This is a genomic window from Ramlibacter sp. Leaf400 (genome assembly GCF_001424545.1).
GTDB lineage: Bacteria > Pseudomonadota > Gammaproteobacteria > Burkholderiales > Burkholderiaceae_C > Ramlibacter.
Genome location: NZ_LMQL01000010.1, coordinates 480,704 through 494,214 on the forward strand (window position 1 = coordinate 480,704; position 13,511 = coordinate 494,214).

A 13,511-nucleotide genomic window follows, 5' to 3' on the forward strand; every position below is an offset into this window, starting at 1 on the left:
ACCGGGCGTAGGAGATGCCTCGTGCTGAGGCAAAAAAAAGCCGGCTCTGAGGCCGGCGCTTATTCGAGCCACACCGTCATTCCCGCGAAGGCGGGAATCCAGGTGGCGCGTGGGGAGGGAAGCACTGGATCCCCGCCTCCGCGGGGATGACGGAACCAAGTCTCAGAGCTTCACGTACTCGTAGTCCACCGGCTGCGCATTGATCCCGCGGTCGGGCGGCGCGATCCACCCGGCCATCTTGCCGGGCTCGGTCACGCGCTGCATCAGGCTCTTGACGAAGCGGATGTCGTCCTCGGTGGGCAGCCACTCGGCCTTCTTCGCCTCGAACTCGGCGGCGCTGATCGGGTTGCCCTGCGGGTCGGTGTGCAGGCCGGCCCAGGCGCCGACCTGGCGGCGGAAGCGCGTGGACGGCAGCTTGAACTCGAAGGGCACGCCCGCCTTCTTGACCCCCATGTTCCAGCGCGTCACGCCGACGTTGCAGTCCTTGGCGTACTCCAGCCGGGTGATCTCGTTGATGCCGTTGCGCACCGAGATCGCCTCGTCCATCACGCCGCCCTTGCCGTCCGGCACGTGGATGGTCATGCTGGTGTCGCTCTCCAGGTGGTCGGCGAACCGGGCCTCGTCGGGACGTCCCTTGATGCCGTTGCTGAAGTAGTTGGCGGCGTTGGACGAAGCCTCCGAGCCGAACAGGTCCAGCGAGCTGCTGAACCAGTAGTTCATGAACTTCTGGATGGTCGGCAGGTCGATGGCGCCGGCGTTGCGAACCTGCTTCCAGTCGTCGGTGTCGAGCTCCTTCATCACCTCCAGGCTGCGCCGGATGACGCGGCCCACGCCGGTCTCGCCCACGAACATGTGGTGCGCCTCTTCCGTCAGCATGAACTGGCAGGTGCGCGCGAGCGGGTCGAACGCGCTCTCGGCGAAGCTCTTGAGCTGGAACTTGCCGTCGCGGTCGGTGAAGTAGGTGAACATGAAGAAGGACAGCCAGTTGTCCATCGGCTCGTTGAAGGTGCCCAGGATGCGCGGCTTGTCCGGGTCGCCCGAGTGGCGCTCCAGCAGCTCCTCGGCCTCCTCGCGGCCGTCGCGGCCGAAGTAGGCGTGCAGCAGGTAGACCATGGCCCAGAGGTGGCGGCCCTCTTCCACGTTGACCTGGAACAGGTTGCGCAGGTCGTACAGCGAGGGCGCGGTGTGGCCCAGCAGGCGCTGCTGCTCGACCGACGCGGGCTCGGTGTCGCCCTGGGTGACGATCAGGCGGCGGAAGGTGGAGCGGAACTCGCCCGGCACTTCCTGCCAGGCGTCCTGGCCCATGAAGTCGCCGAAGCCGATCTTGCGGCCTTCCTGCTTGTCGGCCAGGAAGATGCCCCAGCGGTACTCGGGCATGGGCGTGTAGCCGTACTGGGCCCAGCCGGAGGCGTCCACGCCGACGGCGGTGCGCAGGTAGACGTCCTTGGCCTTGAAGTCGCTCGGGCCCATCTCGTCCCACCAGCGCAGGAAGGCCGGCTGCCAGTGTTCCAGCGCGCGCTGCAGCTGGCGGTTGTCGGACAGGCCGACGTTGTTGGGGATGAGGGCTTGCAGGTCGATGGTGCTCATGGATTTTCCTAGGGGCTAGGGGCTAGGGGCTAGGGGCTAGGGGGGGTTCCGGGGCTGTTTCCCTAGCCCCTAGTCCCCAGCCCCTAGCCCCTGTATTTCAGACTCTCTTCCAGTCGAACCGGGACTTCTTGCCCGTGCCGAACAGCTTGAGCGCGCCCTCTTCGCCCACGGCGTTGGGGCGGATGAAGATCCAGTTCTGCCAGGCCGACAGGCGGCCGAAGACGCGGGTCTCCATGGTCTCCTTGCCGGGGAAGCGCAGCGACGCTTCCATGCCGGTCAGGGCGTCGGGCGACAGCGACGCGCGCTCCTCCAGCATGATGCGGATCTCGTCGTCCCAGTCGATGTCGTCGGGCGTCAGCGTCACCAGCCCCAGGCCCAGCGCCTGGTCGGCGCGCAGCGGGCTGTCGCCCAGGCCGCGCAGCTGCTCGATGGTGGCGGCGTCCTCGTTGAAGCGGGTCTGCAGGCGGGTCAGGCCGTTGACCTCGGGGTAGCGGCCGAAGTTGGCCACCGACAGGCGAAGCGCGGGCGCCGCATCCGGCGCATCGGGCAGGTCCAGCATGTAGATGCGGTCGCAGGCCAGCGCCAGCTCGTAGAGGGTGCCGGCGAAGCAGGAGCCCTGGTCGACCAGCGCGATCAGCGACCGGCTGGTGACGTCCAGCCGGGCCAGCGTGCGGCGCAGCAGGCCCAGCGTCTCGCGCACCAGCCAGTGGGCCTTGTGCTGCTCCAGCACCTGGTCCATCTGCAGCACGCGCTGCGCGTCGCCGCGCGTCTTGATCACCCAGGTGCCGATCTCCAGCTCGTTGGTGCGCATCTGCAGGATGGCGTCGTCCAGCTCGCGGGCGAACTTCAGCGGCCACCAGTTGACGCCGGCAGCGACGATGGCGTCGGGCGTCGCTTCGATGGCGCCGGCCGGGCCGTTCACCGTCAGCGTGGCGATGCGCGCGTCGCGGTCGATGGCCACGTCGACGGTGGCGTAGTGGTAGCCCTTCTCGTCCAGCGTGCAGCCCACCGGGGTCAGCTCGATGCCCTTTTCCGGCCCCTGGCGGTCCGACTGCCTGCGCAGCGCGTCGACTTCATGGTCGACCAGCTGCTGGAACTGCTGCGGCTTGGCATGGGCGTCGATCAGCTTCCAGTCCTTGGCGCGGTCGGCGCGCACGCCTTCGCTGGTGGTGCAGAAGATGTCGGCCAGGTCGCGGCGCACCTTGCGCTTGTCGGTCACGCGGGTCAGGCCGCCGGTGCCGGGCAGCACGCCCAGCAGCGGCACCTCGGGCAGGCTGACCGTGGAGGCGCGGTCGTCCACCATCACGATGCGGTCGCAGGCCAGGGCCAGCTCGTAGCCGCCGCCGGCGCAGGCGCCGGTCACGGCCGCCACCGACTTCAGGCCCTCGTTGCGCGAGGAGTCCTCCAGCCCGTTGCGCGTCTCGTTGGTGAACTTGCAGAAGTTCACCTTCCAGGCGTGCGAGGACAGGCCCAGCATGTAGATGTTGGCGCCGGAGCACCAGATCTTTTCCTTGCCGGACTCGAACACCACCACCTTCACGCCCGGGTGCTCGAAGCGCACGCGGTTGAGCGCGTCGTGCAGCTCGATGTCCACGCCCAGGTCGTACGAGTTCAGCTTCAACTTGTAGCCCGGCTTGATGCCGCCTTCCTCGTTGATGTCCAGCTTCAGGCGAGCGACGTCGCCTTCCACGGAAAGCGTCCAGTGCTGGTACTGGGCAGGATGCGTGGCAAAGCGGACCAGTTCGCGGTCGCCCTGCTTGAACAGCAGCGGCTCGGTCATGGCATTCATCAGACGGGCTCCTTGAATCTCAGGTTGAACTTCACTTCGGGGCGGTCGCCCGCATCGCCTCATTCCGCGGGTCGATCCCCAGCAAGCTGGGGCCCCTCGCCCTACGCTGCATGAGTCGTCTCCTTGCTACGGGGCACGAGGACCGGAACGGCGCGTTCCAGGTCCTTCAGGGATTGCTTGACCGAGCGGGCGGCGGTGTCCACCACCGCGTCGGCACGGGCGTACAGGGGCTCGCGGCTGACCAGGATGCGGCGCAGGTCCTCCATCGCTTCGCTGGTCGCACCGCGGGTCGTGTCGAAGGGCCGCATGTCGCCCTGGGCGACCACGCGGCTCATGTGCTCTTCCGGGCTGGCCTTGAGCCAGACGCAATAGAAGCGGCTCTGCAGCAGGTCGAACGTCTCGCGCTCGCTCACGATGCTGCCCCCGGTGGTCATCACCACGCCGCCTTCATGGTCCTCGGCGATGCGAAAGAGCGCGCGGCGCTCGTAGCGGCGGTAGCCGGCCTGGCCGTGCAAGAGCAGGATCTCGTTCATGCTGGTGCCGGCCTCGCGCTCGATCTCGCGGTCGAGCTCGACGAAGGGCACGCCGCGCTGCGCGGCCAGCTGGGCGCCCAGCGTGGACTTGCCGGCGCCGCGCAGGCCGATCAGCGCGATGCGCCGCTCGCGGCCCTGCGCATCGCCCAGCCCGAAGGCGCCGGCCAGGAGCGCGTAGGCCTGCTCGAGCTGCGCCTCGTCCAGCCGGCCCAGCAGGTGGTGCAGCCGGGCCAGCGCGGGACGCGGGGCGTCCTGCAGCAGCTCCAGGATGGTGATGTTGAGCGCGCGGGCCGTGGCCTCCAGCGAATTGATGGAGACGTTGCCCTTGCCGCTTTCCACGTCGGCCAGGAAACGCTCGGACAGGCCCGAGTCGTGGGCCAGCTGCTTGCGCGTCATGCCCCGGCGCGCGCGCCAGGCCCGAACGCGGGCGCCCAGCTCGGCCAGCGTGGCCTTGGCGTCGGTGTCGGTCATGAGCTGCATGGGTCGGTACCTGGAAGTTTTTTCGATCCGGGTTGACGCGGATCATGTTTGCAGTATACTTCCGGTCAACGACATGTCAAGCAGTTTAGTGCATGTCGGGTCAACCGGGACGCATGAACATGAAGCTCAAGATCCTCGTCGGCACGATGACCAGTACCGCCGACTACGTGGCGCAAGCCATCCAGATGGATTGCGCCGATCTGGTGGACGACATCGAAGTCGTCCTGATGGACGGCCTGGACATCTCGGCCTTCGACGAAGATGCACTTTATCTCATCTGCTGCTCCACCTACGGTTCGGGCGACGTGCCGGACAACGCGCGGGCGCTCTACGACTCGCTGGAGACCTCGCCCAAGTACCTGGGGCAGGTCCGCTACGGCGTGATCGCCCTGGGCGACTGGACCTACCAGCAGACCTTCTGCTTCGGCGGCAAGAAGTTCGACGAGCGCCTGCAAGGCCTGGGCGCACGCCGCATCGGCGAAGTCTGGTGCCACGACGCCAGCGCCGGGACCATGCCCGAAGAAGAAGGCACGACCTGGTGCCGCGAGTGGCTGTCGCAAGCCCTGGCGAACGAGGAAGACAAGGAAACGGCGGCCTGAGCCCCGCGGGCCGCGGTCCCGCGAACCCAGGGCGACGACAAAGAGGAGACCCATGCGCCTGAGCCAAGCCGACCACAGCACCCGCCCGCCTCGGGTGGAAATCCCGCGCGAGTACAACGCGGCGCACGACCTGCTCGCGCGCAACGCGGACCGCGCCGCCAAGCCCGCCTTCATCGACGCCGCCAGCGGCCGCGCCCTCAGCTACGGCGAGCTGGAGCAGCAGGCGCACCGCTTCGCCAACGCGCTGCGCGCCCGCGGCTTCGCGCCCGAGTCGCGCGTGCTGATGGCGATGCTGGACACCCCCGAGTGGCCCGTGGTGTTCCTCGGCTGCATCCTGGCCGGCGTGGTGCCGGTCGCGGCCAACACCCTGCTGACGCCGCAGGACTTCGAGTTCATGCTGCGCGACTCGCGCGCGCAGGCCCTCTTCGTCTCCCAGCCGCTGGCCGCCGCCTTCGACGGCATCGTCGGCAAGGTGCCGCCGCTCAAGGCGGTGATCGTGGCCGGCGTCGACGGCCCGGACTCGGTCGCGGGCCTGGTGGCCGCCGGCGATGCGAAGCCGCAGGTCGCCGCCACCAGCTGCGACGACCCCTGCTTCTGGCTCTATTCCAGCGGCTCCACCGGCACGCCCAAGGGCACGGTGCACCTGCACGGCCACCTGGTCCAGACCGCGGAGCTCTATGGCCGCGGCGTGCTGGGCATCCGCGAGGACGACGTCGTCTACTCGGCCGCCAAGCTGTTCTTCGCCTACGGCCTGGGCAACGCCCTCACCTTTCCGATGAGCGTGGGCGCCACCTCGGTGCTGCTGCCCTCGCGGCCGACGCCGGCCGACGTGTTCGGCGTGCTGAAGAAGCACCGCCCGACCCTCTTCTACGGCGTGCCCACGCTGTACGCGGCCCTGCTGGCCGAGCCGGGTCGCCCCGCGCGCGCGGACCTGAACCTGCGCGTGTGCACCAGCGCCGGCGAGGCCCTGCCGGCCGAGATCGGCAAGCGCTGGACGGCCGAGTACGGCGTCGAGATCCTGGACGGCATCGGCTCCACCGAGATGCTGCACATCTTCCTGTCCAACCGGCCGGGCGCGGTGCGCTACGGCACCACCGGCCAGGCGGTCCCCGGCTACGAGCTGCGCATCGTCGGCGACGACGGCCGCGAGTGCGGCGCGGGCGAGATCGGCGAGCTGCAGATCAGCGGACCGAGCGCCGCGTTGATGTACTGGAACAACCGCGCCAAGACCAAGGCGACCTTCGCCGGCGAGTGGACCCGCAGCGGCGACAAGTACGTGCGCGACGCCGACGGCTACTACACCTACGGCGGCCGCAGCGACGACATGCTCAAGGTGGGCGGCATCTACGTCTCGCCCTTCGAGGTGGAAGCCTCGCTGATGACGCATCCCTCGGTGCTGGAAGCCGCGGTGATCGGCGTGGCCGACAGCGACCAGCTGGTCAAGCCCAAGGCCTACGTGGTGCTCAAGCCCGGCCAGCCGGCCAGCCAGGCCGACCTGCAGCAGCACGTGAAGAACCAGCTGGCGCCCTACAAGTACCCGCGCTGGATCGAGTTCGTGCCCGAGCTGCCCAAGACGGCCACCGGCAAGATCCAGCGCTTCAAGCTGCGCGCCTCGGCGCAGGCGCGCTGAGCGCTCGCGGCACCCACGCCTCCGGGTTATTCATGTGGCGACCCGGCGGGGACATCAGGTACAAATGCTTCAAGCCTAAACAAACGATAAAGGAGCCCACCATGACCACCCGCCGCCTCGTCCTCACCCGCGGTGCCGCCGCCGTCGGCGCCGCTTCCGTCGGCCTGCTGCTGCCGCAGATCGTCCGCGCGCAGTCCAATCGCGTGCGCGTGGGCTTCATGCTTCCCTACACGGGCACCTTCGCCCAGCTGGGCGTGAACATCGAGAACGGCGTGCGCATGGCCATCGACGAGCGCGGTGGCAAGCTGGGCGGCCGCGACATCGAGTGGTTCAAGGTCGACGACGAATCCGAGCCGTCCAAGGGCGTGGAGAACGCGCAGCGCCTGGTGCAGCGCGACAAGGTCGACGTGCTGATCGGCACCGTGCACTCGGGCGTGCAGATGGGCATCCAGCGCGTGGCACGCGAGTCCGGCGTGCTCAGCCTCATCCCCAACGCCGGCGTTCATGCCGCCACCCGCGCCCTGTGCGCGCCCAACGTGTTCCGCACCTCCTTCACCAACAGCCAGCCCACGCTGGCCCTGGGCAAGCCGATGGTGGACAAGGGCCTCAAGCGCGCCGTCTGGATCACCTGGAAGTACGCCGCGGGCGACGAGGCCTTCGAGGGCTTCAAGGAGAGCTACACCAAGGCCGGCGGCACCATCGTCAAGGAGCTGGGCCTGCCCTTCCCCAACGTGGAGTTCCAGGCGCTGCTCACCGAGATCGCCTCGCTCAAGCCGGACGCCGTGGCCTGCTTCTTCGCCGGCGGCGGCGCGGCCAAGTTCATCCGCGACTACGCGGCGGCGGGCCTGAAGGACCGCATCCCGCTGTGGGGCTCGGGCTTCCTGACCGAAGGCGTGCTCGATGCGGCCGGCCCCGCGGCCGACGGCATCATGACCACGATGCACTACGCGGACTCGCTGGACACGCCGCGCAACCAGAAATTCCGCGGCGACTTCGCCCGCACCTTCAAGCTGCAGCCCGACGTGTACGCCGTGCAGGGCTACGACACCGGCCTGCTGCTCTCGCAGGGCATGGCCGCGGTCAAGGGCGACATCGCGAACAAGCAGGCGCTCTACAAGGCCCTGGAAACGCAGACCATCGACAGCCCGCGTGGCAAGTGGTCGATGAGCAAGGCCCACAACCCGGTCCAGGACATCTACCTGCGCCGCGTCGAGAACAAGGACAACAAGGTGGTCGGCATCGCCGCCAAGGCACTGGCCGACTCGGGCGCCGGCTGCAAGCTGGGCTGAGTCTCGCGCGCTGCGCGCGCTCGCAGGGGCTAGGGACTGGGGGCTAGGGGCTAGGGAATGCCGCTAGCCCCTTCCACTATGCTCCCTTCCCCGCCTTCTCCCCAGCCCCCAGCCCCTAGCCCCTAGCCCCTAGCCCCTGGCCCCTGTGTCCTCCCCCACCTACCTCCTCTACCTGGCGGCCGTCGGGCTGCTGATCGTGACGCCGGGGCCGACCATGCTGATGACGCTGGCCAACGCCGTGAACCACGGGCCGGCGCGCGCGCTGGTGTCGTCGGCCGGCGCGCTCACCGCCAGCCTGGGCGCGATGGCCCTGTCGGCGCTCGGCCTGGGCGCGGTGCTGGCGGCGTCGGAGGCGGCCTTCACCGTCCTCAAGGTGCTGGGCGCCGCCTACCTGGTGTGGCTGGGGATCAAGACCTTCCGCGGCGGCGATGCGCTGTCGCTCGGCTCGGCCGCGCCGGCGCCCGCCCACCGCTCGCTGTTCATGCAGGGGCTGCTGGTCGGTGCGAGCAATCCCAAGTCGCTCCTCTTCTTCGCCGCCTTCTTCCCGCAGTTCATCGACCCGGCCGCGCCGGTGCTGCCGCAGTTCGCGCTGCTGTCGTTCACCTTCGTGGCCGGCGACTTCCTGATGCTGGTGGCCTGCGCCCTAGGCGTCGGCCGCTTCGCCGGCTGGCTGCGCCAGGCCGGCGTGGTTCGCTGGATCAACCGCGTCTGCGGCAGCCTGTTCGCCCTCATGGGCGCCCTGCTGCTGCTCTCGCGCCGCAACGCCTAGGCCTCACGCATGGACCTGTCCCTCTTCCTGCTCCAGCTGCTCAACAGCGTGCAGTACGGCCTGCTGCTGTTCATGCTGGCGGCCGGCCTCACGCTGATCTTCGGCATCATGGGCGTGGTCAACCTCGCCCACGGCAGCTTCTACATGCTGGGCGCCTACCTGGCCTGGTCGCTCTCCAGCCGACTGGGCAGCCTGACGCTGGCGATCCTGCTGGGCGCGGTGCTCGCGGTCGCCTTCGGGCTGCTGCTGGAGCGCCTGCTGTTCCGCCACTTCTACCACCGCGACCACCTCGACCAGGTGCTGCTCACCTTCGGGCTGATCTACGTCTTCGAGGAGATGCGCTCCATCCTGTGGGGCGACGACGTGCACGGCGTCAACATCCCGGCCACGCTGGGCGCCTCGATCCCGCTCACCGACAACCTGTCGTACCCGGTGTACCGGCTCTTCATGTCGGGCGTGTGCATCGCGCTGGCGCTGGGGCTGTACTTCCTGATCTCGAAGACCCGCCTGGGCATGAAGATCCGCGCCGGCGCCTTCAACCACGACATGACCGAGGCGCTGGGCATCAACATCAAGCGCATCCACGCCATCGTGTTCGCCATCGGCGTGGGCCTGGCGACGATCGCGGGCATGATCGCCGCGCCGGTCTCCAGCGTCTACCCGAACATGGGCTCGCAGGTGCTGATCATGTGCTTCGTGGTGGTGGTGATCGGCGGCATCGGCTCGGTGCGCGGCGCGCTCATCTCGGCGCTGCTGGTGGGCACGGTCGACACCTTCGGCAAGGTGCTGCTGCCGCAGGTCGCCGGGATGCTGGTCTACATGCTGATGGCGGCCGTGCTGCTGTGGAAGCCGGAAGGCTTGTTCAAGCAATGAGAAAAATCATCGTCGTTCCCGCGAAGGCGGGAACCCAGTCCAGTCGGTCCCGGGAAGCACTGGATTCCCGCCTCCGCGGGAATGACGGAGTGCCGCGATGAGCGCCGCCAAATCCCATCTCGAAGTCCTGCCCCGCAGCCTGCAGTTCCTGCTGGTGCTGGGCTTCATCGCACTGGCGGTGTTCCCCTTCGTCAGCACCGATTTCTACGCGGCCATGATGGCCCGCATGATGATCCTGGCCATCTTCGCGATGAGCCTGGACCTGCTCCAGGGCGTCACCGGCCTGGTGTCGCTGGGCCATGCGGCCTTCTTCGGCATCGGCGGCTACTTCCTGTCGCTGGTGTCCTCCGACAGCGGCACCGTCAGCCTGTGGTGGACCCTGCCCGGCGCGGTGCTGGCCTCGGCGGCGTTCGCGCTGGTGATCGGCTTCTTCGTGGTGCGCACCCACGGCATCTACTTCATCATGGTCACGATGGCGTTCGCCCAGATGCTGTTCTACCTGGTGTTCGACAACAAGGAGATCGGCCTCCTGGGCCTGTCGCTGCGCACGGGCGGTTCGGACGGCGTGTACATCAACCTCAAGCCCGATGCCGCCGTGTTCGACCTGGAGCAGAAGAAGACCTTCTACTTCTTCACCCTCGCCTGCCTGGTGGGCGTGTACCTGTTCCTGCGCCGGCTGTTGTGGAGCCCGTTCGGCCGCGTGCTGGCCGGCATCCGCGTCAACGAGCACCGCATGCGCGCGCTGGGCTACGGCACCTTCGGCTACAAGCTGGCGGCCTTCACGCTGGCGGGCGGCCTCGCGGGCCTCGCGGGCTACCTGTGGGGCGCGCAGACCGGCTTCGTGAACCCCGAGCTGATGGGATTCCACATGAGCGCGCACGCGATCATGATGGTCATCCTCGGCGGCATGGGCAACTTCGCGGGCGCCATCGTCGGCGCCTTCGCCTTCGAGTACCTGCTGCACCTGTTCAAGGACCTGCCCGACGTCGGGGCTTTTCGCGCCGGCAAGCACTGGCAGCTGTGGATGGGCCTGTTCATCGTCGCCGTGGTGGCTTTCGCGCCGCGCGGGCTGCTCGGCCTGGCCGATCGCCTGCTGCGCGGCAAGGGGGCCGGCCGTGGCTGACGAAGTGCTGCTGTCCGCGAAGAACCTCACCAAGCGCTTCGGCGGCCTGGCCGCGGTGAACGACGTGTCGGTCGACCTCTGGCGCGGCCGCATCCACGCGGTGATCGGCCCCAACGGCGCCGGCAAGTCCACCCTGACCAACCTGCTGTCGGGCGACCTTGCGCCGACCACCGGCACCATCCACCTGGGCGGCGCGGAGACCACCGGCCGCTCGCCCGAGAAGATCGCGCGTGCCGGCTTGGGCCGCAGCTACCAGAAGACCAACATCTTCCTGCCCTTCACCGTGTGGGAGAACGTGCGCCTGGCGGCGCAATCGCGCGCGCAGCGCCCCGCCAGCTGGCTGAGCCGCGCCACCGGGCATTCGGCCACCAACGAGCGCGCCGAGAACGCCCTGGTGCTGGCCGGCCTGGAACACCGCCGCGACGTCGTGGCCGGCACCATCAGCCACGGCGAGCAGCGCCAGCTGGAGATCGCGATGACGCTGGCCACCGAGCCGCAGGTGCTGCTGCTGGACGAGCCCCTGGCCGGCATGGGCACGGTGGAGGCTGAAAGCATGGTGGCGCTGCTGCAGCGGCTCAAGGCGGCCCACGCCATCATGCTGGTCGAACACGACATGGACGCCGTCTTCGCGCTGGCCGACCGCCTGACCGTGATGGTCAACGGCCAGGTCATCGCCAGCGGCACGCCGCCGCAGATCCGCGCCGATGCCGGCGTGCGCGCGGCTTACCTGGGCGAGGAGCACTGACATGGCGGACCTCCTGATCGACGCCCGCGGCCTGCACACCTACTACGGCCAGAGCCACGTCCTGCGCGGCATCGACTTCCAGGTCGGGCCCGGCGAGACCATCGGCCTCATGGGCCGCAACGGCATGGGCAAGAGCACGCTGCTCAAGACGCTCATGGGCCTGGTCAAGCCGCGCGCCGGCACGGTGCACGTGCGGGGCCGCGACATGACCGGCTGCGCGCCGTACGAGATCGCGCAGAAGGGCGTGGCCTACGTGCCCGAGGGCCGCGGCATCTTCGGCAACCTGAGCGTGGTCGAGAACCTGAAGATGGCGGCCCGCGCCGGCACGCGCGGTCAGCGGGACTGGACGTATGAGAGGGTGCTGGAGACCTTCCCGCGCCTGTCCGAGCGCCTGTCGCACGGCGGGCAGCAGCTGTCCGGCGGCGAGCAGCAGATGCTGACGATCGGCCGGGCGCTCATGACCAACCCCGACGTGCTGATCCTGGATGAAGCCACCGAGGGCCTGGCGCCGCTCATCGCGCGCGAGATCTGGCGCATCTGCGGGCTGATCCGCGAGTCGGGCATCTCCACGGTGATCGTGGACAAGAACTGGAAGCACGTGACGCAGCTGACGAACCGCAACCTGATCCTGGTGAAGGGCGAGGTGGTGTTCAGCGGGACGTCGCAGGAGCTGCGGTCGCGGCCCGAGGTGTTGACGCAGCACCTGGGCGTCTAGAGCTCGGTTCAGAGGAAAGCACTGGATCCCCGCCTTCGCGGGGATGACGAAAGAAGAATCGGTCATTCCCGCCCCTCCCCCGTCATTCCCGCGGAGGCGGGAAACCAGCGCTTGCGGCTCCTCTCCTCACTTCAACCCGGCCGCATTCCCCCAGAACCCATCCGCCCTGAAGTTGGCCCGTGCGCGGTCCTGCGTGCCGAGCGCCTTCGCCCGCAGCACCGTGTACCCGTGCGGCAGGTTGCCCGCGATGTTCAGCGAGCGGTCGATCCTGCCGTCCGCCGTGACCATGAACTTCGCCTCTCGCGCCAGCTCCCCGTTGCGCAGGATCTTGACCGTGTACTCGCCCGGGTTCTCGCCGACGACGAAGAACCCCGGCCCCTTGTCCGGTCGCCGGTCGTAGGCGACCACGTTGGGCAACGCCCAGACCGTTTCCACGGCGCCGTAACCTTCCCTAGTCTTGCCGTTGCGCGCGTTCGCCTGCCCTTCGCCCCAGCGCCAGCGCGTGGCGGAGGCGATCTCCTTGCCGCCGTGGAACAAGTGCAGCGACATCGATTCCTGCTTCTCTACCGGCTGCAGGAAAACGGCGTTCACCGTGAGACCGGGGTAGTCGAGGTTCGGGTTGCCGCTGCCCATGAAGTCGACCGTCACCATCTCGGTCGCCCAGTCGTAGGACACGTAGTAGTCGACGTTGTCCGCGACGTCCGAGCGCCTGGCCTCCTTGCCCACGTTGAAGTGGCCTCCCGCCATCTTGCGGGCGCTGCCATTGAGTGCGTCCACGTGGGTCACCTCGAACTCGATCCGCCCGGTGTGTCGGGCCAGATGCTCCTGGTTGCGCCCCGACCGGAAGCGGTACAGCAGCCAGGTGTTGTTGCGGTCCCGCAGCAGCGCGGTGGCGTCGGTTCCGCGGAAGCGTTCCGTGAACCACGGCCTGCCGCCCGCCCGGTAGGCGACGTGCACTTCCTGGCCGGTCGGGAGGCGGCCGGACACGGGCAGCTGGACGATCGGCACCCAGCAGCGCCCCTTGCCGTCGGGGCAGGGGTTGGAGAAAGCCTCGAAGCGCAGGCCGGGCAGCGCCACGTACGGCGAAGCCGGGCTGGCCGGCGGCAGCTGCGTGCTCCATTGCTCGATGTCGGGCATCGCTGCCGTGCTTGCGGGCGCCTGCGCCTGCATCTGGGGGGCCGCGGGCGCCGCGCCATCGGCGGGGGCGGGGGCGGCGGGGGCTTGGCCTTGCTGGGAAGCAGCAGGGGCCTGCCGTTCCGGCAGCGCCTTCAAGGCGTCGCGCAGCAGGCCGGGCATTCCACCCTGGGCCGCGGCGGAGGCCCCCAGGCAGGCCAGCAACAAGGGGGCAAGGGGTCGCATCAACACTTCTCTTCTCCTTC

Annotated in this window: 12 protein-coding genes; 8 read left to right on the forward strand and 4 right to left on the reverse strand. The window is 68.8% G+C overall.

Features of this window, described 5'->3' with window-relative positions; translation table 11 throughout:
- Positions 1-162: 162 nt before the first annotated feature.
- From boxB to ASG30_RS13360, 3 genes are all read right to left on the reverse strand, one after another.
- Positions 163-1,587, reverse strand: coding sequence for a benzoyl-CoA 2,3-epoxidase subunit BoxB (gene boxB, locus ASG30_RS13350; protein ID WP_055897310.1), 1,425 nt, complete (start codon positions 1,585-1,587; stop codon positions 163-165).
- 97 nt (positions 1,588-1,684) lie between these two features.
- The gene (boxC, locus tag ASG30_RS13355; protein WP_156385534.1) at positions 1,685-3,376 is read right to left on the reverse strand and encodes a 2,3-epoxybenzoyl-CoA dihydrolase; all 1,692 of its coding nucleotides are present in this window, start codon (positions 3,374-3,376) and stop codon (positions 1,685-1,687) included.
- Between the two features lie 101 nt (positions 3,377-3,477).
- Positions 3,478-4,389, reverse strand: a complete 912-nt coding sequence (locus tag ASG30_RS13360) for a helix-turn-helix transcriptional regulator (protein ID WP_082522088.1) — start codon at positions 4,387-4,389, stop codon at positions 3,478-3,480.
- A gap of 119 nt (positions 4,390-4,508) precedes the next feature.
- Between ASG30_RS13360 and ASG30_RS13365 the strand changes: the two genes are divergently transcribed.
- The 8 genes from ASG30_RS13365 (at position 4,509) to ASG30_RS13400 (ending at position 12,132) form a co-directional block, all read left to right on the forward strand.
- Positions 4,509-4,988, forward strand: a complete 480-nt coding sequence (locus ASG30_RS13365; protein WP_055897534.1) for a flavodoxin domain-containing protein — start codon at positions 4,509-4,511, stop codon at positions 4,986-4,988.
- A gap of 52 nt (positions 4,989-5,040) precedes the next feature.
- Positions 5,041-6,618: a benzoate-CoA ligase family protein gene (locus ASG30_RS13370; protein WP_055897313.1), complete on the forward strand. Its 1,578-nt coding sequence runs from the start codon at positions 5,041-5,043 to the stop codon at positions 6,616-6,618.
- A gap of 101 nt (positions 6,619-6,719) precedes the next feature.
- Positions 6,720-7,907 (forward strand): ABC transporter substrate-binding protein, encoded by a 1,188-nt coding sequence (locus ASG30_RS13375; RefSeq protein WP_055897316.1) that lies wholly within the window; start codon positions 6,720-6,722, stop codon positions 7,905-7,907.
- Between the two features lie 145 nt (positions 7,908-8,052).
- Complete coding sequence (locus tag ASG30_RS13380) at positions 8,053-8,676, forward strand: LysE family translocator (protein ID WP_055897320.1); 624 nt, start codon at positions 8,053-8,055, stop codon at positions 8,674-8,676.
- Positions 8,677-8,685: 9 nt separating this feature from the next.
- Positions 8,686-9,549 (forward strand): branched-chain amino acid ABC transporter permease, encoded by an 864-nt coding sequence (locus tag ASG30_RS13385; RefSeq protein ID WP_055897322.1) that lies wholly within the window; start codon positions 8,686-8,688, stop codon positions 9,547-9,549.
- Positions 9,550-9,646: 97 nt separating this feature from the next.
- Positions 9,647-10,672 carry a branched-chain amino acid ABC transporter permease gene (locus tag ASG30_RS13390; RefSeq protein ID WP_055897325.1) on the forward strand — a complete coding sequence of 342 codons (1,026 nt, stop codon included), beginning with the start codon at positions 9,647-9,649 and terminating at the stop codon, positions 10,670-10,672.
- On the forward strand, positions 10,665-11,417 hold the full coding sequence (locus ASG30_RS13395; RefSeq protein WP_055897328.1) for an ABC transporter ATP-binding protein: 753 nt from the start codon (positions 10,665-10,667) through the stop codon (positions 11,415-11,417). The genes ASG30_RS13390 and ASG30_RS13395 overlap by 8 nt, the downstream gene beginning before the upstream one ends.
- Position 11,418: 1 nt before the next feature.
- A complete protein-coding gene (locus ASG30_RS13400) occupies positions 11,419-12,132 on the forward strand; it encodes an ABC transporter ATP-binding protein (RefSeq protein ID WP_055897330.1) in 714 nt (237 codons plus the stop codon).
- A 126-nt stretch (positions 12,133-12,258) separates the two neighbouring features.
- Here ASG30_RS13400 and ASG30_RS13405 read toward each other — a convergent pair whose 3' ends face one another.
- Positions 12,259-13,491: a hypothetical protein gene (locus tag ASG30_RS13405; protein ID WP_156385535.1), complete on the reverse strand. Its 1,233-nt coding sequence runs from the start codon at positions 13,489-13,491 to the stop codon at positions 12,259-12,261.
- Positions 13,492-13,511: the final 20 nt, after the last annotated feature.